Below are 23,711 nucleotides of genomic sequence, written 5' to 3' on the forward strand. Positions count from 1 at the left end.
CAAACAACCGATTAGCGGGCATTTTGTTTGATAAAGCCGCTGACGCTAGTATCTTGCGCCATATCTGCAATAACATCGCTCAACACCGTATTAACGGCATTGGTGATTTTTTCGTTAGTTGCAGTAAATGCGCCCTGAACGTTGTAGCTGGCACGGTAGTTTTTAACCTGTTTATTACCATTTTTTGCGGTCGCAGTAATGGAAATATCCGCTTTAGTGGTGATGTTGTAGCGCAGGTTACCTTCCTGTACATCGGCAAACAGTTGGTTTACTACAATCTGCAAATCAACTGGAGCATCGGTACCAATCATATAGCCACGAGCAGTCATCTGTTTTTCCAACACTTCCTGTAACAGGAAGCGCAGGTCACGGGATGGGGTTAATACCACCAGTTGGCCTTCACGATTTACTTTAGCCAGTGCAGCATCTTGACGCTGGTCTGCACCATTAATGCTGATAGTAATCCCCATCAGAGTTGGATCTTGTGGTGGTAATACCACCTTCGGGGTGACATTCAGAGTGTTGTTACTGGCAGCACAACCCGCCAGTATAAAAACAGCCAACAGCGGGAAAAGAATTTTCTTTAGCATGTTCACTTTCTCAATAGTTATGGAATTCTTTAATAATCAGAGCGGGATAGCTGCCATGTTATTTTGCGAATGTGCAGTCGCGCCATCATAGCACTGAGATTGGCTGGTGGAAGATCCTGATGTAGAGAAATTCAGCAAAAAAAGTGATTTTTCGCCCTGTGACCTTTCATTTCGCTTAAAGACCTTACAAGTAACCTTTTCCCCTGACTATCAGATTAGCCTTATACCTTAAATGAGCAGAAGGGAGATATTCGGGATATTTTGTATCTGAAATGTTATAAAACAGCGAAAATCAACTAATATTGCAGTAGGTAGTGGGTTTGCAATAGATAGGTATTGGGTTTGGAATAGATAGGTAGTAGGCAGCTTTCTGCCTCAGCGGTAAGGAGATCATGATGATTTTGATTCGGGAACAAATTGAAGAAAAACTAAAAGTGGCATTTGAACCGGATCATTTGGAGGTGATTAATGAAAGTTATCGCCACAATGTTCCAGCCGGTTCTGAAAGTCATTTTAAAATTGTGATCGTCAGCGATAAATTTCAAGATCAGCGCTTTCTCAGTCGCCATCGTGCGATTTATAGTGTGTTGGCTGATGAGCTGGCCGGCACTGTTCATGCATTGGCTTTACATACCTACACGCTGAAAGAGTGGGCGGGGTTACAAGACACGGTACCAACTTCTCCATCTTGTCGTGGCGCAGGTACATTGGCTTAGCAGGTACATTGGCTTAAGTGACAGTATTAATCCAAAACAGGCTGGATAACAGTAGTAATTCCGGCCTGATTTAGGGTATTAGTAGGTGAGAATTTAGCAAGCGGCCTCAGGGCCGTTTGTGTTTCTGTATAGGCGACACCTTTATTTCCTTAGTGCGCCACAGGAGTTTTAGCTGAGGGAACGATTCACGCGTGAATTTTACCGCGACAACATTCGCTTGCTTTCCTCGACTCATAACCTGTGCGCCGCTATAATGTCGCGTCTTATTTTTCCGGAATGGTTTCGGGACGCTTCTGACATCTGGGATACTCGGTTCTGTATAATGCGGCCGTCCCGGTTCTTAGAGGGTGTTTTCAGAGTTAGCATCATTTAATGGTGTTGCTTTGTTTGCAGCTTCTGGAGTTGACCGAGCACTGTGATTTTTTTGAGGTAACAAGATGCAAGTTTCTGTTGAAACCACTCAAGGCCTTGGCCGCCGTGTAACAATTACTGTTGCTGCTGACAGCATTGAGAAAGCAGTAAAAAGCGAATTAGTGAAAGCCGCTAAAAGTGTTCGTATCGACGGTTTCCGTAAAGGCCATGTGCCGATGAACATCGTTGAACAGCGTTACGGCGCATCTGTTCGCCAGGATGTTCTGGGTGACCTGATGCAACGTAATTTCGTTGATGCGATCATTAAAGAAAAAATCAACCCAGCTGGTGCACCAAACTATGTGCCTGGTGAATTCAAGCAGGGCGAAGATTTTACTTATTCCGTTGAGTTTGAAGTGTACCCAGAAGTTGAGTTGAAAGATCTGGAAAGCATTGAAGTAGAAAAGCCAGTTGTTGAAGTAAACGACGCTGACGTTGATACCATGCTGGAAACTCTGCGTAAGCAACAAGCTACCTGGAAAGAAACTGACGCTGCTGCGACTGCAGAAGATCGCGCAACTCTGGATTTCACCGGCTCTATCGACGGTGAAGAGTTTGAAGGTGGTAAAGCGTCTGATTTCGTACTGGCAATGGGCCAGGGTCGTATGATCCCAGGTTTCGAAGAAGGTGTTATCGGCCATAAAGCCGGTGAAGAATTCACCATCGACGTAAACTTCCCAGAAGATTACCACGCAGAAAACCTGAAAGGTAAATCAGCTAAATTTGACATAGTGTTGAAGAAAGTTGAAGTGCGTGAGCTGCCAGAACTGACTGAAGAATTCATCAAGCGTTTCGGCGTTGCTGATGGTTCAGTAGCAGGTCTGCGTGCTGAAGTGCGCAAAAACATGGAGCGTGAGCTGAAAGGCGCAGTGCGCAACCGTGTTAAAACTCAGGCAATTGACGGTCTGGTCAGCGCTAACGAAATTGACGTTCCCGCGGCACTGGTTGAAGGTGAAATCGACGTTCTGCGCCGTCAGGCTGCACAGCGTTTTGGTGGTAACGAGAAACAAGCTGCTGAACTGCCACGTGAATTGTTCGAAGAACAAGCTAAACGTCGCGTAGTTGTTGGTTTGTTGCTGGGCGAAGTTATCAGCCAGCACGAGCTGAAAGCGGATGAAGATCGCGTTAAAGCACTGATCGAAGAAATGGCATCTGCTTACGAAGATCCACAAGAAGTGATTGAGTTCTACAGCAAAAATAAAGAGCTGATGAACAATATGCGTAACGTTGCTCTGGAAGAACAAGCAGTAGAAACTCTGCTGGCTAAAGCCAAAGTAACTGAAAAACCAACTACCTTCAGTGAACTGATGAATCAGACCACTGCTGCGTAATGTTTTTTAGCGCATCAAGCTGGATGTAATATATCGCCAAAAAATTGGCGTTGCAGGTAGGTTGCAATTGAACAAATACCGATGAGCTAAAGCAGTAAAGTGATTCGGGTGAGTGTCGTAGCTGGCACTCTGCAACTCCTGATACGAAGGGTATATCCGGTTTTTTGATTGATTAAGCCCGTAGCCTTTGGCTACGGGCTTTTCTTTTTGTAACAATAATCACTCAATAGTATGATTAATCTGGCATGTTTCGCCCTAATCTGCGCTATATTTGAAAAGTGAAATGCAATACTTAACAGATGAACAATCAATAGAGCGTCAGGATTACAGCAAAGATAATGAGCGTCCGCTTGGTTAAAAAAAAGTGCTCAGGGGCTTGAAAAAGACGATTAATCCCCCAATTAACCTAACAGACGTTCATATAAGATGTTGATGAAACACTGGCTGATTACCACCGTCGAATGTGTCTGGGTAACCAGACGGCTTGCACGCGACCTTGATGCATGAACATAGTCATCATTACTTATCTCAAGTAGAATCGGTTATGAATGGCGCCAAAGTAAATTCTATTAGGAGACGGTAATGTCATACAGTGGCGAACGAGATCAATTTGCACCTAACATGGCTCTGGTGCCAATGGTGGTTGAGCAGACTTCACGTGGGGAGCGTTCTTACGATATCTTCTCCCGTCTGTTAAAAGAGCGCATTATTTTCCTGACCGGTCAGGTTGAAGACCATATGGCCAACCTGATTACGGCACAGATGCTGTTTCTGGAAGCAGAAAATCCAGAAAAAGACATCTTTTTGTATATCAACTCACCAGGCGGGGTGATCACTGCTGGGATGTCAATTTATGACACCATGCAATTCATTAAACCTGATGTCAGCACTATCTGTATGGGCCAGGCATGTTCAATGGGTGCGTTCCTGTTGACTGCGGGTGCTAAGGGTAAACGTTTCTGCTTGCCGAATTCACGGGTAATGATTCACCAACCGTTGGGCGGTTTCCAGGGGCAGGCGACAGATATTGAAATTCATGCCAGAGAGATTTTAAAAGTGAAATCGCGCATGAATGAACTGATGGCACTTCACACGGGAAAATCTCTTGAAGAAATAGAGAGAGACACTGAACGTGACCGTTTCTTGTCGGCTGAAGAGGCTGTAGGATACGGATTAGTTGATTCCGTGTTCACCCGTCGTGACTAACGACTTATTTCTGTGAGCCGATATACTATAGTGTATGTAAATAGAACAAATCGTGTAATCGAACAGTTGTATTGCACATTGTTCACTAACTACCCGATATATCGGCTGTCCGCTGAAGGTTAGCGTGGCGTCCAGCAATAGCGAGAATAGTCTCCCTGCCACCATAGTTTCGGGTGTGGCAGATACTGAAGAAGAGGTTTACTGATGACAGATAAGCGCAAAGACGGTTCTGGAAAGCTGCTGTATTGCTCTTTCTGCGGCAAAAGCCAGCATGAAGTGCGTAAGCTAATTGCCGGGCCGTCAGTGTATATCTGCGATGAATGTGTCGATTTGTGTAACGACATTATTCGCGAAGAGATCAAAGAAGTTGCCCCGCATCGGGAGCGCAGTTCGCTGCCTACGCCGCACGAAATCCGCCATCACCTGGATGATTATGTCATCGGTCAGGAACCGGCGAAAAAAGTGTTGGCAGTTGCGGTATACAACCACTATAAGCGTTTGCGCAATGGTGATACCAGTAATGGCATCGAACTGGGCAAAAGTAATATTCTACTGATTGGCCCAACCGGTAGTGGTAAAACACTGTTGGCAGAGACATTGGCTCGTTTCCTGGATGTGCCGTTTACCATGGCAGATGCGACCACGCTAACTGAAGCAGGTTACGTGGGCGAAGATGTTGAAAACATCATTCAGAAGTTATTGCAGAAATGTGATTACGACGTGCAGAAAGCGCAACGTGGTATCGTCTATATCGATGAAATTGATAAAATTTCACGTAAGTCTGATAACCCGTCTATCACGCGTGACGTCTCGGGTGAAGGTGTGCAGCAGGCCCTGTTGAAATTGATTGAAGGGACGATTGCTGCCGTACCACCACAAGGTGGCCGTAAGCATCCGCAGCAGGAGTTTTTGCAGGTTGATACCTCTAAAATTCTGTTTATCTGTGGTGGTGCTTTCGCCGGCCTGGACAAAGTTATCGGGCAGCGCATTAACACCGGAACGGGTATCGGTTTCGGGGCTACGGTAAAAGGCAAGTCAGAAAAAGCAACCGAAGGCGAGTTGTTGAGTCAGGCTGAGCCAGAAGATTTAATTAAATTCGGCTTGATCCCTGAATTTATTGGCCGTTTACCGGTAGTTGCAACACTGAGTGAATTGAGTGAAGACGCGCTGATTCAGATCCTGAAAGAACCGAAAAACGCACTGACCAAACAGTATCAGGCGTTGTTCAATCTCGAAGGTGTGGAGCTTGAGTTCCGCGATGAGGCGTTGACTGCAATCGCCAAGAAAGCGATGGCGCGTAAAACAGGTGCTCGTGGCCTGCGTTCTATCGTAGAGGGCGCATTGCTAGATACCATGTACGATTTACCGTCAATGGACAGTGTGGAGAAAGTGGTGGTAGATGAGTCAGTTATTGCTGGCCAATCTGCGCCGATGCTGATTTATGGCCAACCGGAAGCCCAAGCTTCTGGCGAATAATTAGCCAAATAATCCAGATGGTTAGTATGACAATGGGGGATTTTATCCCCCATTTCTTTTTCCTCGCATTGTAATCGTTGAATGTAAGACATTCGTCCCCATATACTCAATTACCTATTTAGTGAAACTCGTGATGACTCGTGTTTCACGAGATTCCCAGTAATCTGGCGGAAGCTAAACTAAGAGAGAGCTCTATGAACCCTGAGCGTTCCGAACGCATAGAAATCCCCGTATTGCCTCTGCGCGATGTGGTGGTTTATCCGCATATGGTGATCCCACTGTTTGTTGGCCGGGAAAAGTCGATTCGGTGCCTGGAAGCGGCAATGGACCATGATAAAAAAATCATGCTGGTTGCGCAGAAAGAAGCTTCGACTGATGAGCCTGGTATCAACGATCTGTTTTCAGTAGGCACTGTAGCCTCGATTTTACAAATGCTGAAGTTACCTGATGGCACGGTCAAAGTGCTGGTTGAAGGGCTACAGCGTGCGCGTATTACCACGCTTTCCGACAGCGGTGAGCATTTTGCTGCTCAGGCAGAATATCTTGAATCGCCAGTGATGGACGATCGTGAACAAGAAGTATTGGTTCGCACGGCGATTAATCAGTTTGAAGGCTATATCAAACTGAATAAAAAGATCCCACCAGAAGTGCTGGCTTCACTGCACAGCATTGATGATGCAGCACGTCTTGCTGATACTATCGCGGCACATATGCCGTTGAAGTTAAATGATAAACAGGCTGTTCTGGAGATGTTCGATGTCACCGAACGTCTGGAGTACCTGATGGCGATGATGGAATCAGAAATCGATCTGTTACAGGTTGAAAAACGGATTCGTAATCGCGTCAAAAAACAGATGGAAAAGAGCCAGCGCGAGTACTATCTGAACGAGCAAATGAAGGCCATTCAGAAAGAACTGGGCGAGATGGACGATACGCCTGATGAGCACGAAGCGCTGAAGCGTAAAATCGAAGCGGCCAAAATGCCGAAAGATGCACGTGAAAAAACCGAAGCTGAGCTGCAAAAACTGAAAATGATGTCACCGATGTCTGCGGAAGCAACCGTAGTACGTGGTTATATTGATTGGATGTTGCAGGTGCCTTGGAACAGCCGCAGTAAAGTTAAAAAAGACTTGGTAAAAGCGCAGGAAGTTCTGGATACCGATCACTATGGTTTGGAACGAGTTAAAGATCGTATTTTAGAATACCTCGCAGTACAGAGCCGTGTTAGCAAGATTAAAGGGCCAATCCTGTGCCTGGTAGGGCCTCCTGGGGTGGGGAAAACCTCTCTGGGGCAATCTATTGCTCGTGCTACTGGCCGCCAGTATGTCCGTATGGCGCTGGGAGGGGTGCGTGATGAAGCGGAAATCCGTGGTCATCGCCGCACCTATATCGGCTCTATGCCGGGTAAATTGATCCAGAAGATGGCGAAAGTTGGGGTGAAGAACCCACTCTTCCTGTTGGATGAGATTGATAAGATGGCGTCCGATATGCGCGGTGATCCTGCGTCAGCACTGCTGGAGGTTTTGGACCCAGAACAAAACGTTGCATTCAACGATCACTATCTGGAAGTGGATTATGATCTGTCGGATGTCATGTTCGTTGCCACCTCCAACTCCATGAATATTCCAGCGCCGTTGCTGGATCGTATGGAAGTTATTCGCCTGTCCGGTTATACCGAAGATGAGAAACTCAATATTGCCAAGCAGCATCTGTTGCCGAAACAGTTTGAGCGCAACGCCATTAAGAAAGGCGAACTGACCATCGATGACAGTGCCATTATGAGCATTATCCGTTATTACACCCGTGAAGCTGGGGTGCGTAGTCTGGAGCGTGAAATCTCCAAACTGTGCCGTAAAGCAGTAAAAAATCTGCTGATGGATAAAACGGTTAAGCACATTGAAATCAACGGTGACAACCTGAAAGACTTCTTAGGTGTGCAGAAGGTCGATTATGGCCGAGCTGATACTGAGAATCGCGTAGGTCAAGTGACTGGGCTGGCATGGACGGAAGTGGGTGGTGACTTACTGACTATTGAGACTGCATGCGTTCCGGGCAAAGGCAAGCTGACTTACACCGGCTCGCTGGGTGAAGTGATGCAAGAATCAATTCAGGCGGCACTGACAGTGGTACGTGCGCGCGCAGATAAATTAGGTATTAACCCTGATTTCTACGAAAAACGCGATATCCATGTGCATGTGCCTGAAGGTGCGACGCCGAAAGATGGCCCGAGTGCAGGTATTGCTATGTGTACCGCGCTGGTTTCTTGTCTGACCGGTAACCCAGTGCGCGCGGATGTGGCGATGACCGGTGAAATCACCTTGCGTGGTTTAGTATTGCCAATCGGCGGTTTGAAAGAGAAATTGCTGGCAGCTCACCGTGGCGGGATCAGAATTGTGCTGATTCCCGAGGATAACAAACGTGATTTGGAAGAGATCCCAGATAATGTTATCGCTGATCTGGAGATTCATCCGGTTAAACTAATTGATGATGTTTTAGCCATCGCGTTGCAAAATCCAGCCTTCGGGGCACAGCCGGTAGCGTCAAAATAGTGACGGATCGCAAGAAGTATTGATAAAACTGATGCTGGTAAGTGAAATGCTACTTGCCAGCTATTTTTTGTGCCGCTAAGTTAGTTCGTCTGTCCGACAAAAGTTTATGCCTTTGGGCTGCTTGCCAAGGTTGGATAGGATTGATATAACAGCTGCGCTGTCGTGTTGTCCGTAGGGATTTTCGGCGCGACGATAGAATTCTAAAGGGGATGAAAGAGTGAATAAGTCACAACTGATCGACAAAATTGCCGCAGGTGCAGATATTTCCAAAGCGGCCGCTGGGCGCGCGTTAGATGCAATTATTGCTTCTGTTACTGAATCTTTGAAAGAAGGGGATGATGTAGCTCTGGTTGGTTTTGGTACTTTTGCAGTACGTGAGCGTTCTGCACGTACTGGCCGCAACCCTCAGACAGGCAAAGAAATCAGTATTCCTGCTGCTAAAGTACCAGGCTTCCGTGCCGGTAAAGGCTTGAAAGACGCAGTAAACTGATTGCCGCGTCAATTCTCATCTGCGCGTATACCCAAAGGAAATGAAGTAGCAGCCAGGTTGTAAGCGAACGAATACCGATGAGTCTGCTCAGGTCAGCGATTCGGGTTAGTAAAAGTAGCGGGCACCTGTGCAACTTCAAGTACCAAGGGTATATATTGTTTGTGTTAAACAATAACCTGACGCAGTTGAGCTGGTAAGGTAAGATACAAGGCGCATCGTTAATGATGCGCTTTTTTTTCGCTTAGGCAGTTGAACTGGCTGAGCGCTAAACGGGGGTAAAATGTTAGTCTGACGAGAGAATATCAGCGACCCGTTTAGAGCAAAAATAGGCAGTAACAAATAGAGTAAGCAGTTTAACGCGCAGCAGCACGAAGGGCTGTCGCAAGGAATGCTGGGTTTATTTAGACCTGCGCAACAGTTTTAATCCATATTACAGCGGAGTATTGTCACATTATGATGGACAATTTACGCGCGGCTGCTAATAACGTCGTGCTCAAAATCATTCTGGCCTTGATCATGTTGTCCTTTATCCTGACCGGGGTTGGCAGCTATCTGATTGGCGGTTCCAACGACTTCGCAGCCAAAGTTAATGGCCAAGAGATTAGTCGTGCTCAGTTAGAACAAGCTGTACAGAGTGAGCGTGGCCGCTTGCAGCAGCAATTAGGTGAACAATTCTCCGCACTGGCCGCCAATGAAGGCTACATGCTGCAATTACGCCAGCAGGTATTGGGGCAGTTGGTCAACAACATGTTGCTTGACCAGTACGCCAAAAAACTGGGCCTGACTGCTAGCGACGAACAAGTTAAAGATGCCATCCGCCAGGCACCTTATTTCCAGACCGATAATAAGTTCGATAACAACAAATATCTTGAACTGGTTAATCGGATGGGCTACACCCCTGATCAATTCGCGCAATTACAGCGTCAGCAGCTCATTAATCAACAATTGCTGCAAGCGTTTGGTGATACTGGCTTTGTTCTGCCTATCGAAGCACAGGCGATGTCAGAGCTGATTTTGCAGCAACGTGAAGTTCGTCTGGCGACAGTTGATCTCAAAGCCCTTCAGGCACAGCAGAAAGTCACTGATGAAGAGCTGCAAGCCTACTACGACCAGAACAAGAATAGCTTCATTGCACCGGAACAGATGAAAGTCAGTTTCATTACGATGGATGCTGCCGCGATGCAGGACAAAATCACGCTCACCGAGGAAGATATCGCGGCGTATTATGAACTGCATAAAAGCAGCTATACCCAGCCGGAACAACGCAACTACAGTGTGATTCAGTTTAAAACTGAAGCTGAAGCCAAAGCGGCGTTAGAGGAGCTGAAAAAAGGTGCTGATTTTGCTGCGATGGCAAAAGAGAAATCTACCGATATCATTTCCCGCAAAAATGGGGGTGAACTGGGGTGGTTGGAACCAGAAACTACGGCTGATGAACTGAAACAAGCGAATTTGACCGAGAAGGGCCAACTGTCTGATGTGGTTAAATCTTCGGTGGGTTATCTGGTTGTTCGCTTAAATGACATCAAACCTGCCCTGGTTAAACCTTTGTCAGAAGTGCATGATGCACTGGCAAAACAAGTTAAGCAGGAAAAAGCTGTTGACGCTTACTACGCGTTACAGCAAAAGGTCAGTGAAGCCGCTACCAGTGATAACGAATCTCTAGCCTCAGCGGAAGAAGCAGCAGGTGCTAAAGCTAAGCAAACTGGCTGGTTTACTCGCGACGCAGTACCTGCTGAGGTTAACTTCAAACCGGTTGTACAGGCAATCTTTGACGGTGGCCTGGTCGGTGAAAATGGTGCGCCAGGTAGTAATTCAGATGTAATCACTGTTGACGGCGACCGTGCTTTTGTTATCCGCATTGATGCTCATAAACCTGAAGGTATTCAACCATTTGATCAAGTACGTGATCAGGTTGCTGAGTTGGTGAAACGTCAGAAAGCAGAACAATTGGCACGTGTTGATGGTGAGAAACTCCTGACTGCTCTGAAACAAGGTAAAGGCGAAGAGGCGATGAAAGCTGCTGGTATCAGCTTTGGCGAGAAGAAAACCTTGTCACGTGCACCAGACGATGATCAATTAGTGCAGACTATTTTTGCCTTGCCTCATCCGCAAAAAGATCAGTCGGTTTATGGCTTATCCCAGGATCGTCAAGACAACATCGTACTGATCGAACTGCTATCAGTAACGCCGGGTAAATTGCCGGAAGGCGAGATGAAGACCTTTAGCGCTAAAATGCTAGAAGGGTCAAGCGGTGTGACTTTTGATGCATTGATGGCAAATCTGCACAAACAGGCAACCATTAAGATGGGGCCAGCGGAGCAACAGCAGCCGCAATAAAACCATAATTGCCATGAGTCTCGCATACATCTGCAACTCGATGTAATAAAGAAAGGTCGCTTTGGCGACCTTTCGCATATCTGAAATCTACCCTTTGTGATGAATCGGAGGTTGCGGCAAGGTAGTCATGCTGTCAAACACAAGGAGGATACAGCATGAAATTCATAGGAAAATTATTTGTTATAACCGCATTGTTCGCAGGTCTGAATATCCAGCAGGTAGTTTTTGCCGCTCCCGTCAGCCCTACGAGTACGACTCAGAATAAAGACCTCAATTCGCAAAGCCATACTCCAATAAATAGCCAGCTAAAAGCAGGCTCTTCGCCTGCCAAAGTGGCGGATAAGACCAATGCAACGGCAACAACCACAGCTGGCAGCTCAACGGACAGTGCATATAGCCAAATCAATATTAATAGTGCTAATGCGGAACAGTTGGCCCAGTTCCTGAGCGGAATTGGCAGGAAGAAGGCAGAGGCTATCGTTAATTATCGCGAGCAGTTCGGCCCTTTTACTGATGTTGAGCAGTTACTCGAAGTTCCAGGTATCGGCCCCTCGTTTTTAGAGAGAAACAATACCAAGCTTAAAATGTAACTTTAGTTGGTGATGGGGATGTGCTGTGGTCAGACAGATATCAGTGACTATTTTCACCACAAATAATCCCCATCTTTTCATAATGTAAGTCGCAGTAGCAGAGGGAAACTGTGATTTCGCTCTAGATTATATCGTAAGCATGCGATGAAGTGATTTCCCTCTGCTAATCTTGCTGTGAGGTCGTACCAGTTGTGCGGGTATTCTCTTGCCAACTCTATTTTACTGCCGAAGGTACATAATTTTTATTCACTGTCTGGAGAAGCTCGCTGTCATGCATACTCATATTAAAGTCCGGGGTTTTCATATTGATGTTTTCCAACATGTTAATAATGCCCGCTACTTAGAGTTTCTCGAAGAAGCGCGTTGGGAATGGCTTGATGGGGAGCCAGCAGCGCAATGGATGGCTGAAAACCAAATCGCTTTTATCGTGGTTAATATCAATATCAACTACCGTCGGCCTGCAGTATTGGGGGATCTGCTACGAATCGATAGCCAGTTATTAAAGCTAAACGGTAAAAGTGGTGTGATGAAACAGACTGTCACGCTAGAGCCTGAATCTATTCCGGTGGCAGATGCAGAACTAACGTTTGTCTGTATCGATCTGCGTAGTCAGAGAGCATTGCCCATTGAGGGAGAACTAAGGGAAAAACTGGACGAGTTTGTCAATCGAGGTATTACAGGATAACTCGGCTTTGTTGCCGGGGAGGGATATTTTCCCTGAATATCTGGTTAAATGTGCAATGGCCGCGATATACCTCGCTCTGATGAGCGAGGTCACGATTAGAACAAGGCAATGGGTCGATTACAGTGGCTATCTGAGTGAACAATAATCAAGCTAGCCCGGTTTTTTGTTTCAAGCTCAATAATACTTTTGGCTTATTAGCAAGATAGAACGCCAGCCCTTTGGCTCGTAAATGGCAGGCAGCACATTGGCCGCAACCATCGCCTTGAATCCCATTGTAGCAAGTAAGTGTCTCGTGGCGGACCAGCTCGAGTTGCTGATAATAATCAGCTAGTGCCCAGGTTTCTGCTTTATCCAGCCACATTAAAGGGGTAATGAAAGCGATATCTCGGCCAATACCCAAATCGATTGCATGGTTGAGAGCCTTCACGAACTCATCCCGGCAATCAGGGTAGCCGGAGAAGTCAGTCTCACAAACCCCGGTGATAACCGTCGGAGCTTGCACTTGATAAGCATAAATTGCGGCTAAGGTCAGGAATAGAATATTGCGACCAGGGACAAACGTACTGGGAACCGTATCGGCATCCTCTTCATCAAAAGAGGGGATAGGGATACTGTCTCGGGTCAGACTGCTCACCGCTAACTCATTGAGCATGCCAACATCTAGCACTTTGTGTGCTTTAGCACCAAGCTGCGTGGCAAGCGCGCGAGCAACATCAATTTCTGCGCGGTGGCGCTGTCCGTAATCGAATGTAATGCAGTGGACTTCATCATATTGCTGTAATGCTTGAATTAAACAGGTAGTGGAATCTTGCCCACCACTAAATACAACGACAGCGCGTTTCATACTGTGACCTCGTACGGCTGTGAGCCTCGAAAGAGCCAACCCACAGCAAAATAAAGAATTGGCGGTATGTTACTCAGTTCACGGACGAAAGGGTAGCAACCTGCATTTGGCAATCAGGTAGTCGCCGGTGGGAGCCATGCCTGATTGAAATCAAACCAACCATATGCGGTTAGGGTAACACCGTTAATCCGTGGTGGAGCATTGACCTGATACTGATAATTGAATAGTGGGAGAATCAGCCCTGCCAGCATCAGACCATTATAATATTCACGCAATTGGCGGAAACGCTCAGCCGCAAGTTCAGTTTGCTGAATCTGTATCAGTGTTTGTTGCTGTAGTTCTAATTGAGCAGGGGAGAGTATACCGCGCCACAGCGGATCAAGTTGGAGCCAGCTTTCCATCGCCGCTTCAGGAGATTCACCAACTAAGTGGTCCGCTAATAATAAGTCTGCCTCTTCAATTTGATGAGTATCTTTCCACTGCTTATCACGACTGGCGCGGATTTCTAATGTGCAACCATGGGTTGCCAATACCGCTTTTAGTTGTTCGGCAACACTCTCAAGTTCCATTGGAGGTTGATAGGTCAGTATCAGATGGGCAGGCAATGGCGGGTTTTCATCGGCGCTAAACCGGGGGATAGGCCAGCCGGGTAGCATTTCATGACTAGGCGTTATCACACCACGCCGAATGGATAACTCTTCTAAGATGCCGGAAGTTTGCACTAGCATCAGCAATTTGGCTATTTGCTGGGGAGTAATATTATTGAGGTGCCGATTGATGGCCAGATAGCAAAATCCAAGGCTCATACTGCGCTGAACAGGGCGGGCTAAAGGGAAATCCTCCTCCTGTCCAATGGTTATACGTACCGGGTGTTGGCAACTCCCATCCGCTGACTGTACGACAAGGCTTGGAGTTATCCAGTATTCAATGAATTCCAGATAAGGATGTTGCAAATGGTAAAATTCGTGCTGCTCCAACCGGACCAGATGTGGGTTAAAGGTCGCTAACTTAAATGGGCCAGCCCCCAGAAGTGAGGCGTCGGGATGAAACAGTTTACACGGTAAATCTGCCAGCCGATGTGCCAGCCAGTAATCAGGATGCAGCAGCGTAAATTTCAGGCATAAAGCATGGGGCAGGGTAATCGTTGCAATATTGGCAAAACTCGGTTGGCTGCGTGGATTTGCCCGCAGCAGTGCCAGCGTTTGCAACAACTGCTCGCTGCGGATATGTTCCCCATTATGCCAACGTAATTGACTGCGTAAGAAGAATTGCCAGGTTAAACCATCATCGCTGACTTGCCAGTGATGGGCCAGATCCGGTTTTGGCAGTGGGTCTCCGGTGTTAAATCGGGTCAGGCCAGCATGTAAAGTATAAATCAGATGCTGCTCTGCCCGGCCACTGACGGTCATTGGATTTAACGGTTCAAGCTCCCGATAATAAGGGATTCGCAGTATTGGGCTATCGGCTTGCCATTGTCCCCCCATGTGAGGGTTTAGTAACGCTTGAAGGCGTTCAGGTTCCAGTTGGGCGAGTGCGAGAGCAGCTTGATGGTCACCTTGCTCAAGGAACAATTGCAGGTAGGTTGCACGCAGTGCATCAGGTTTTTTCAGGCATTGTAGTTGCGCGCGTTTGCCGCGGCCAACTTGTGAATGCCAACTGAGCCAGTCATTCGCTTGTAGTTGTTGAATCAGAGTGCGGGCATGTCGCTCACTGCAAAATAGTAAGCCTGCCAGTTCACTGACGGTGGTCGCCGCAGGTTGATCGCCAAACTTCTGATACAAGCGCTGATATTGGGTTAGTCGGTGAATAATGCGCATAATTAAGATGTTATCCCATTAAGGCTATTTTAGCTCTTGGACGAACTCATCAAATGCCTTTATTTTTAAATGACTTAGGGATCTGCACGGTTCATTCTCATGTGGCGATGAGTTACAACGTGATCTGGCACTCTCAGTGCTGTGCGTGTTCAAACTGATAGTATCCATTACGCCTATTCGGGCTGCTTATAAATCAGGAATAGTTTAATTTAATTGTTCACTATTAGTTCCGTAAATAGTACGTCATAATTTTATTCATACCACCAGTTTTGCTGTTATCGAGGTTTTAAATGTACCGTTTAGCCGCTTTTGATATGGATGGAACCTTACTGATGCGCGACCATAAAATTGGCGGCGCTACATTGAATGCGTTACACCAGTTGGTGGACAACGGGATGATCCTAACCTTTGCTACCGGTCGACATTATATTGATATGAAAGGGATTTTATCTCACTCAGGCATAAATGGTTATTTGATCACTGGCAATGGGACCCGAGTCTGTGATGTAGAGGGTGAAGCATTATACGGTATGGATTTGCCCGCAGAACTGGTGGAGTTTGTGTTACGAACTCCGTGGCAGACCCGTGCCAGTATCCATATTTTCCGTGATGATGGTTGGTTTACTGATTGTAATGACCCTGCGCTGCTGACTGCACATAAAACCAGTGGCTTCCAGTTTCAGCTCACGGCACTGAGCGCATTGCCTCTAACTGGTAATCATAAGATTTGCTTTATTGCCTCACATCAGGAATTGACCGAGCTTAAAACCCAGCTTGAGCAGCAGATGGGCGGCGAAGCCGATTTTTGTTTTTCAGCGGTTGATTGCCTTGAAGTGTTGCCTCGTGGATGCAACAAAGGGGCGGCTTTAGAGCGATTAAGCCATCATCTCAATTTAACACTGGCCGATTGTATGGCCTTTGGTGATGCGATGAATGATAAAGAGATGCTATCGCGGGTAGGTCTTGGCTTAGTGATGGGAAACGCATTACCGCAATTGAAGCAAGAGTTACCTCAGTTACAGGTTATTGGGCGCTGTGAACAACAAGGCGTCGCTCACTATTTGCAACATTGGCTAAGTTCACCACACCTCACCTATTCCCCCGAATTCTGAGGTTTATCTCCTTGGTACTTAGAGTTGTAGCAGTGTTAACGGGCTTACTCACCCGAATCACTGATGGTGTCAGCTCAGCGGATCACTCGCTTGCTGCCTAACTGTACCTTTTGATGACTTGAGGATAGCTATTAGCCAGCCGGATAATCATCCGGTTTTTTTCTGCCAAAATTCGGTTTTCCTCGGTCATCCAAGAGGGGAAAACCGAATTTTATCGGTTAATTACAGGTTATTTAATTCATTACTAAATGGGGTCAGATCACCAATGTTATTACTGACCCATTCGGTATTGTAATAGGTATCCAGATAGCGTTCGCCACTGTCGCAGAGCAACGTCACAATAGCGCCGGTTTTGCCTCGCTCACGCATCTGTTTGGCTAATTGTAATGCGCCCCAGACGTTAGTGCCGGTGGATGCCCCCACTTTGCGTCCCAAAATACCTTCCAACCAATGAATGGTTGCAACACTGGCAGCATCGGGTACGCGCAACATACTGTCGATCACTTCTGGAATAAACGAAGGCTCAGCCCGTGGGCGGCCGATCCCTTCAATACGGCTGCCGCAACTACCGGTAACCGTGCGGTCGCGGTTACAGAAACAGTCATAAAATACTGAATTCTCTGGGTCGACTACCATCAATTGGGTGTCATGCCCTTGGTAGCGGATATAGCGGCCTAAGGTCGCCGATGTGCCGCCAGTGCCAGCACTCATGACGATATAGTCAGGTACCGGGAAAGGTTCACGCGCCATTTGGCGGAAGATGCTATCGGCAATGTTGTTATTGCCACGCCAGTCGGTAGCGCGCTCTGCATAAGTGAACTGATCCATATAGTGGCCATTCAGGTCACGAGCCAGTTGTTCAGATGCTGCATAAATTTGTCCAGCGCTTTCAACAAAATGACAGCGACCACCATAGAAGGTGATCTGCTCGACTTTGCGCCGCGCAGTGCAACTTGGCATAACTGCAATAAAGGGCAGGCCAATCAGCCGGGCAAAGTAGGCTTCAGACACTGCCGTGCTTCCTGAGGAAGCCTCGATTATCGTTGTTCCTTCTGTAATCCAGCCATTACATAAGCCATAAAGAAACAGTGAACGAGCTAAACGGTGCTTTAGGCTACCGGTTGGATGGGTGCTCTCATCTTTTAAATAGAGATAAATACCGGGGAAAGCCGGCAGGTTTAGGCGGATCAGGTGAGTATCAGCGGAGCGTTGGAAGTCAGCTTCTATTTCACTGATAGCATTTTTTACCCAAGTGTTGGTCATTTCATGGCCTGCGATGTAGGTAGTAAACTAATGATGACTAGATTAACGGTTATTAAAGAAAAAAACGTTGCCATTTTTCCTTCTTTATCGCCAAATGGTAGAAATTTATTCTATGGTTACTCGTTATGTTAGATAAAACTGACCGTAAACTCCTCTGTATGTTGCAAGAAGATTGCACTCAATCACTGCAAGTACTGGCCGAAGCCGTCAATCTTACCTCCACACCCTGCTGGAAACGGTTAAAACGCCTTGAGGATGAAGGATTTATCCGTGGGCGCGTGGCACTGCTGGACAGCGAAAAATTGGGGTTGGGGCTTACGGCATTTGTGCTGATTAAAACTCAGCAGCATAATAGTGGCTGGTATCAGGAATTTGTTGAATTTACTAAGCAAATGCCAGAGGTGTTGGCGTTCTATCGTATGGCCGGAGAATATGACTATCTGATGCAGGTCGAAGTTGCCGATATGAAAAGTTACGACAATTTTTACAAACGCATGGTTAATGGTGTTCCGGGGCTGATTGATGTGACATCAAGTTTTGCGATGGAAAAAATCAAATATACAACTATGTTGCCTGTTCCTGAGTGAATATTTGGATTAAAAGCCCTTTTACCGATGCTATGCTACCCCCTTCATCGCGCGTAGCGAGAAAATACCGATGTATTCGGTGTCAGACCAGGAAAAAACTGAGTGAGATTGTTTGCACAACTAGGCTGGTATTTTCGCCGTGAATGGCGCCGCTATGTAGGCGCGGTGTTGTTGTTAATTATTATCGCTATCCTACAACTGTTGCCGCCTAAACTGGTCGGAGTAATTGTGGATGGTATCAGCACAAAACAGATGCCTACCAATATGTTACTGGTATGGATTGGTGTGATGCTGATAACCGCTATTGTGGTCTACCTACTGCGTTATGTCTGGCGTGTTTTATTATTTGGTGCCTCTTATCAATTGGCTGTGGAGTTGCGGTCAAACTTTTATCGCCAACTTAGCCGCCAGGCCCCTGGTTTCTATTTACGTCATCGTACCGGCGATTTAATGGCTCGTGCGACGAATGATGTTGATCGCGTGGTCTTTGCTGCCGGTGAGGGGGTGCTGACGCTGGTGGATTCGTTGGTGATGGGATGCGCGGTGCTGATTGTAATGAGCACCCAAATTAGCTGGCAATTAACACTGTTATCATTGTTACCTATGCCGGTAATGGCGGTGGTGATCAAATATTACGGTGACCAACTGCATCAACGTTTCAAATCGGCCCAAGGGGCATTTTCTACGCTGAATAACCAGGCGCAAGAAAGCCTGACCAGTATTCGCATGATTAAAGCTTTTGGCCTGGAAGATCATCAATCACAGCAGTTTGCTCAGGTAGCGGCAGAAGCCGGTGCCAAGAATATGTATGTCGCACGTATCGATGCCCGTTTTGATCCAACTATCTATATCGCCATCGGGATCGCGAATTTATTGGCGATTGGCGGCGGCAGTTGGATGGTGGTTAATCACAGTATTACTTTGGGTCAACTTACCAGTTTCATCATGTATCTGGGGCTGATGATCTGGCCCATGCTTGCCTTGGCGTGGATGTTCAATATCGTTGAACGAGGCAGTGCCGCCTATAGCCGTATTCGCAGTTTGCTGGAAGAAGCGCCGGTGGTTAAAGATGGTGATATTGAGCTGAGCGATGGGCGTGGCACACTCGCGGTGAATATTCGCCATTTCTATTACCCAGGTAGTGAACAGCCTGCGTTACATGATGTGGCGCTGAAATTAGCACCGGGGCAGATGTTGGGGCTATGCGGGCCTACAGGGTCGGGTAAGAGTACCTTACTGGCATTGATTCAGCGGCAGTTTGATGTGGATGATGGTGCTATTTGTTATCAAGGGCATGCGCTGTCTGATATTAGGTTGCATGACTGGCGTGGCCGTTTATCTGTGGTCAGCCAAACGCCATTCCTCTTTTCTGATACGGTTGCTGGCAACATTACATTGGGTAAACCTGATGCCACGCAGGCTCAAATTGAGCGGGCCGCTCGTTTAGCCAGTGTGCATGAAGATATTTTACGCCTTCCTCAGGGTTATGACACTGAAGTGGGTGAGCGCGGTGTGATGCTATCTGGCGGGCAGAAACAGCGGATTTCCATCGCCCGCGCACTGTTGCTGGATACTGAAATCCTGATTCTCGATGATGCGCTATCCGCAGTTGATGGTCAGACCGAATATGAAATCCTAAAAAATCTGCGTGAATGGGGTGAGCATCGTACCGTGATTATCAGTGCGCACCGTCTTTCAGCGTTGACCGAAGCCAGCGAAATTTTAGTGATGCAACATGGTGGCGTGATGCAGCGCGGGACACATAACGTATTAGTCAGTCAATCCGGCTGGTATCGGGAGATGTACCGTTATCAACAACTGGAGGCAGCATTAGATGATGGTGAGTCGGAGGCCAAAACCGATGAGTAAAGTTCAGCAACTTTGGCCGACACTTAAGCGCCTGCTCTCCTATGGCTCCCCTTATCGTAAACCGTTAGGGTTGGCGGTATTGATGTTATGGATTGCGGCTGCCGCCGAGGTCAGCGGCCCGCTTTTGATAAGTTATTTTATTGACCATGTGGTCGCAAAAGGCACTTTGCCCCTCGGTTTAGTCAGTGGGTTGGCATTGGCTTATCTGTTGCTGCAACTGTTGGCAGCAGCATTGCATTATTTTCAGGCATTGCTTTTTAACCGTGCTGCCGTAGGTGTGGTTCAGCGCCTACGTATTGAAGTGATGGATGCCGCTTTGCGTCAACCTCTCAGTGCGTTTGATACCCAGCCGGTCGGGCAATTGATTTCCCGTGTCACAAATGACACCGAAGTCATTAAAGATTTATATGTGATGGTGGTCTCCACCGTATTAAAAAGCGCGGCATTAATTGGCGCGATGCTGGTGGCGATGTTCAGTCTGGATTGGCGTATGGCGCTAATTTCTATCTGTATCTTTCCAGCAGTGCTGGTAGTGATGGCCATTTATCAACATTACAGCACACCCGTAGTGCGGCGAGTCCGGGCTTATTTGGCTGATATTAACGACGGTTTTAATGAAATTATTAACGGCATGGGCGTGATTCAGCAGTTTCGCCAGCAAGCTCGTTTTGGCGAACGTATGGAGTCTGCCAGCCGTGCGCACTATATGGCACGCATGCAAACTTTACGCTTGGAAGGGTTTTTATTGCGCCCGCTGCTGAGCCTGTTTTCTGCCTTGGTACTGTGTGGTTTGTTACTGTTGTTCGGTTTCAGTCCTGATGGCTCAGTGGGGGTGGGTGTGCTGTATGCTTTCATTAACTATCTGGGCCGCTTAAATGAACCCTTAATTGAACTCACATCACAGCAGTCAGTCATGCAGCAAGCTGTGGTGGCTGGGGAACGTATTTTTGATCTGATGGACCGCGCCCAGCAAGGATACGGTACTGATGATCGCCCACTGACCAGTGGCCGTATCCAGGTGGATAATGTCAGCTTTGCTTATCGTAGCGATAAAATGGTACTGCAAAATATCTCCCTTGATGTACCTTCGCACGGGTTTGTTGCTCTGGTCGGGCATACCGGCAGCGGAAAAAGTACGTTGGCTAACCTGTTGATGGGCTACTACCCGGTGCAACATGGTGAGATTCTGCTGGATGCTCGTCCTTTATCCGCGTTATCCCATCAGACCTTGCGCCAAGGGGTGGCCATGGTGCAACAGGACCCAGTGGTGTTGGCTGATTCCTTTTTCGCCAATGTGACTTTAGGCCGTGATATCTCTGAACAGCAAGTGTGGGAAGCTCTGGAAACGGTGCAACTGGCCCCTTTAGTCCATGCGCTACCCGATGGATTGCACAGTCTGCTTGGTGAGCAGGGGAATACCTTGTCAGTTGGGCAAAAACAGTTGCTGGCGATGGCGCGAGTATTGGTACAGGCTCCGCAAATCCTGATTTTAGATGAGGCGACTGCCAATATTGACTCTGGTACTGAGCAGGCCATTCAGCGGGCATTGCAGCTAATCCGAAAAAATACCACGCTGGTAGTGATTGCTCACCGCCTTTCAACCATTGTTGATGCTGATACCATCTTGGTGTTGCACCGTGGTGTGGCAGTGGAGCAGGGTAAGCATCAAGAGCTGCTGGCCGCCCATGGGCGTTATTATCAAATGTATCAATTGCAATTGGTTAGCGAAGATTTAGCCGCCATTGATCAGGTAGAGACGGCGGTAAGTTAATTAATAAGTTGTGGGGCTAAGCGGCCCCGCACTATTTTCTGTGTTTTCCTAAGTCAAATCGTTAATGCATATCCCCGTTAATGCCCATTTTGCAGCTTTCGTGCACCATAATCTTGCAATGCAATAGGTCGTCGATGCTGTCGTGCACTTCTGTGACGCGCTTCGCACTATTTTGGTGCGCGAAAATTATTCAACACGATGAATTCAGCCGCTACACGGCTGACTCATGTATCTCAACCGCCCTAGCTTCGCCATTTCCGCATTAAATTATATCTATCATTACTTATGGCATAGCCTTTGCTTTACTTCATTTGTGGCAGACATGAATTCGACTTAATTCGAGAAGGGGCAAATATGAAGCTGGTTACCGTGGTTATCAAACCATTTAAGCTGGAGGATGTGCGTGAAGCCTTATCCTCTGTGGGTATTCAGGGGCTGACCGTAACCGAAGTAAAAGGATTTGGTCGCCAGAAGGGACACGCAGAGCTCTATCGGGGAGCTGAATACAGTGTCAATTTCTTACCTAAAGTGAAAATTGATATCGCAATTGCTGATGATCAATTGGATGAAGTGATTGACGTGATCAGTAAGGCGGCCTATACCGGCAAAATTGGTGATGGCAAAATTTTCGTTGCTGAATTGCAACGTGTTATTCGCATCCGTACCGGCGAAACCGACGAAGCAGCACTGTAATTTGCAGGCTCAAATTTAGTGAATAGGGATGGGTTGATGATGAAAAAACTTTTATCCATGTTGGGCCTGAGTTCGGTAGCGATGCTGCCTTCTTTGGCAATGGCCGCAGCACCGGCTGTAGCTGACAAAGCTGATAATGCTTTTATGATGATTTGCACCGCGCTGGTGCTGTTTATGACTGTGCCCGGTATTGCCCTGTTCTACGGCGGTCTGCTGCGTTCCAAGAACGTATTATCGATGATGACTCAGGTCATGGTGAGCTTTGCTCTGATCTGTGTGCTGTGGGTGCTCTATGGCTATAGTCTGGCTTTCGGCACCGGCAATGCATTCTTTGGTAGTTTCGATATGGCGATGCTAAAAGGTATTGGTTTGACCAGCCTGAGTGGCACTTTCTATCAATATATCCATGTGGTGTTCCAGGCTTCATTTGCCTGTATCACGGTCGCACTGGTGGTGGGATCATTCGCCGAACGTATTCGTTTCTCTGCGGTATTAATTTTTGCAGCACTGTGGTTCACCTTCTCATATTTGCCGATGGCACATATGGTATGGGGTGGTGGTTTCCTGGCAATGGATGGCGCACTGGACTTTGCCGGTGGTACTGTTGTGCATATCAACGCCGCGATTGCTGGTTTGGTGGGCGCTTACTTACTGGGTAAACGTGCTGGTTTTGGTAAAGAAGCGTTCAAACCTCATAACTTACCTATGGTGTTTACCGGTACTGCGATTCTGTATATCGGTTGGTTTGGCTTCAATGCCGGTTCAGCCAGTGCCGCGAATGAAATTGCTGCACTTGCCTTCTTGAATACGGTAGTTGCAACAGCGGGTGCTATCTTGTCTTGGGTCTTTGCTGAGTGGATTTTACGCGGCAAACCGTCGCTGCTGGGGGCATGTTCCGGTTGTATCGCAGGTTTGGTTGCGATTACGCCAGCGGCAGGTACAGTCGGGGTTGGCGGTGCATTGATTATCGGTCTGGTCGGGGGTGTTGCCGGTCTGTGGGGTGTGGTTCTGCTGAAAAAATGGCTGCGGGTAGATGATACCTGCGACGTATTCGGTGTCCACGGCGTGTGTGGGATTGTCGGTTGTATCCTGACCGGTGTCTTCACCTCGGCTTCACTGGGCGGTACAGGTTACGCCGCTGGCGTCACTATGGGCCATCAGGTAGGTGTGCAACTGTTCAGCGTCGGTGTGTGTTTGGTCTGGTCTGGTGTTGTTGCCTTCGTTGCCTTTAAAATTGCTGACCTGTTGGTTGGCCTGCGGGTACCAGAAGAACAAGAACGCGAAGGTCTGGATGTTAACAGCCACGGCGAAAATGCATACAACCAATAAGCTAGAAGTAGCAGTAAAATAAATAATAATGATGATAGCAGC

Annotated in this window: 19 protein-coding genes; 15 read left to right on the forward strand and 4 right to left on the reverse strand. The window is 47.4% G+C overall.

All coding sequences use genetic code 11. The annotated features are described in order from the left end of the window. Positions 1–11: 11 nt before the first annotated feature. Entirely contained in the window at positions 12–590 is a 579-nt protein-coding gene (locus tag ACWJJO_RS05775; RefSeq protein ID WP_083160027.1) for a lipoprotein, read from the reverse strand. Between the two features lie 395 nt (positions 591–985). Between ACWJJO_RS05775 and bolA the strand changes: the two genes are divergently transcribed. The 9 genes from bolA to ACWJJO_RS05820 all read left to right on the forward strand — a co-directional run bounded on the left by bolA (position 986) and on the right by ACWJJO_RS05820 (position 12,384). Next, entirely contained in the window at positions 986–1,306 is a 321-nt protein-coding gene (gene bolA, locus ACWJJO_RS05780; protein WP_083160025.1) for a transcriptional regulator BolA, read from the forward strand. Between the two features lie 437 nt (positions 1,307–1,743). After that, on the forward strand, positions 1,744–3,048 hold the full coding sequence (gene tig, locus ACWJJO_RS05785) for a trigger factor (protein WP_083160023.1): 1,305 nt from the start codon (positions 1,744–1,746) through the stop codon (positions 3,046–3,048). A gap of 582 nt (positions 3,049–3,630) precedes the next feature. Continuing rightward, positions 3,631–4,254, forward strand: a complete 624-nt coding sequence (gene clpP, locus ACWJJO_RS05790; protein WP_005272733.1) for an ATP-dependent Clp endopeptidase proteolytic subunit ClpP — start codon at positions 3,631–3,633, stop codon at positions 4,252–4,254. A 204-nt stretch (positions 4,255–4,458) separates the two neighbouring features. After that, entirely contained in the window at positions 4,459–5,730 is a 1,272-nt protein-coding gene (gene clpX, locus ACWJJO_RS05795; RefSeq protein WP_004703362.1) for an ATP-dependent protease ATP-binding subunit ClpX, read from the forward strand. Positions 5,731–5,924: 194 nt separating this feature from the next. After that, positions 5,925–8,279 (forward strand): endopeptidase La, encoded by a 2,355-nt coding sequence (gene lon / locus ACWJJO_RS05800; RefSeq protein WP_481090771.1) that lies wholly within the window; start codon positions 5,925–5,927, stop codon positions 8,277–8,279. 217 nt (positions 8,280–8,496) lie between these two features. Further along, a complete protein-coding gene (gene hupB, locus ACWJJO_RS05805; protein WP_004392663.1) occupies positions 8,497–8,769 on the forward strand; it encodes a nucleoid-associated protein HU-beta in 273 nt (90 codons plus the stop codon). 453 nt (positions 8,770–9,222) lie between these two features. Next, complete coding sequence (gene ppiD / locus ACWJJO_RS05810) at positions 9,223–11,109, forward strand: peptidylprolyl isomerase (protein ID WP_083160021.1); 1,887 nt, start codon at positions 9,223–9,225, stop codon at positions 11,107–11,109. 155 nt (positions 11,110–11,264) lie between these two features. Further along, positions 11,265–11,699, forward strand: coding sequence for a ComEA family DNA-binding protein (locus ACWJJO_RS05815; RefSeq protein WP_372568766.1), 435 nt, complete (start codon positions 11,265–11,267; stop codon positions 11,697–11,699). Positions 11,700–11,970: 271 nt separating this feature from the next. After that, positions 11,971–12,384 (forward strand): acyl-CoA thioesterase, encoded by a 414-nt coding sequence (locus ACWJJO_RS05820; protein ID WP_372568767.1) that lies wholly within the window; start codon positions 11,971–11,973, stop codon positions 12,382–12,384. Between the two features lie 145 nt (positions 12,385–12,529). Here the strand turns inward: ACWJJO_RS05820 and queC are convergent, their stop codons facing one another. Both queC and ACWJJO_RS05830 read right to left on the reverse strand, forming a co-directional pair. After that, positions 12,530–13,228: a 7-cyano-7-deazaguanine synthase QueC gene (gene queC, locus ACWJJO_RS05825; RefSeq protein ID WP_083160015.1), complete on the reverse strand. Its 699-nt coding sequence runs from the start codon at positions 13,226–13,228 to the stop codon at positions 12,530–12,532. 113 nt (positions 13,229–13,341) lie between these two features. Continuing rightward, positions 13,342–15,045: an SgrR family transcriptional regulator gene (locus ACWJJO_RS05830; protein ID WP_083160013.1), complete on the reverse strand. Its 1,704-nt coding sequence runs from the start codon at positions 15,043–15,045 to the stop codon at positions 13,342–13,344. 290 nt (positions 15,046–15,335) lie between these two features. Here ACWJJO_RS05830 and cof point away from each other — a divergent pair, with 290 nt between their 5' ends. Continuing rightward, positions 15,336–16,157, forward strand: a complete 822-nt coding sequence (gene cof, locus ACWJJO_RS05835) for an HMP-PP phosphatase (protein ID WP_372568768.1) — start codon at positions 15,336–15,338, stop codon at positions 16,155–16,157. 222 nt (positions 16,158–16,379) lie between these two features. Here cof and ACWJJO_RS05840 read toward each other — a convergent pair whose 3' ends face one another. Next, entirely contained in the window at positions 16,380–17,420 is a 1,041-nt protein-coding gene (locus ACWJJO_RS05840; protein ID WP_083160009.1) for a PLP-dependent cysteine synthase family protein, read from the reverse strand. Positions 17,421–17,545: 125 nt separating this feature from the next. Between ACWJJO_RS05840 and ACWJJO_RS05845 the strand changes: the two genes are divergently transcribed. The 5 genes from ACWJJO_RS05845 (at position 17,546) to amtB (ending at position 23,669) form a co-directional block, all read left to right on the forward strand. Beyond that, positions 17,546–18,007 carry an Lrp/AsnC family transcriptional regulator gene (locus tag ACWJJO_RS05845; protein WP_083160007.1) on the forward strand — a complete coding sequence of 154 codons (462 nt, stop codon included), beginning with the start codon at positions 17,546–17,548 and terminating at the stop codon, positions 18,005–18,007. 102 nt (positions 18,008–18,109) lie between these two features. After that, positions 18,110–19,876: a SmdA family multidrug ABC transporter permease/ATP-binding protein gene (locus ACWJJO_RS05850; RefSeq protein ID WP_481090772.1), complete on the forward strand. Its 1,767-nt coding sequence runs from the start codon at positions 18,110–18,112 to the stop codon at positions 19,874–19,876. Beyond that, positions 19,869–21,647, forward strand: a complete 1,779-nt coding sequence (locus ACWJJO_RS05855; protein ID WP_083160003.1) for a SmdB family multidrug efflux ABC transporter permease/ATP-binding protein — start codon at positions 19,869–19,871, stop codon at positions 21,645–21,647. The genes ACWJJO_RS05850 and ACWJJO_RS05855 overlap by 8 nt, the downstream gene beginning before the upstream one ends. Positions 21,648–22,001: 354 nt before the next feature. Continuing rightward, on the forward strand, positions 22,002–22,340 hold the full coding sequence (glnK, locus tag ACWJJO_RS05860) for a P-II family nitrogen regulator (protein ID WP_002208627.1): 339 nt from the start codon (positions 22,002–22,004) through the stop codon (positions 22,338–22,340). A 39-nt stretch (positions 22,341–22,379) separates the two neighbouring features. Beyond that, entirely contained in the window at positions 22,380–23,669 is a 1,290-nt protein-coding gene (gene amtB / locus ACWJJO_RS05865) for an ammonium transporter AmtB (protein ID WP_083163833.1), read from the forward strand. Positions 23,670–23,711 lie beyond the last annotated feature (42 nt).

It is taken from the genome of Yersinia antarctica (assembly GCF_056636475.1).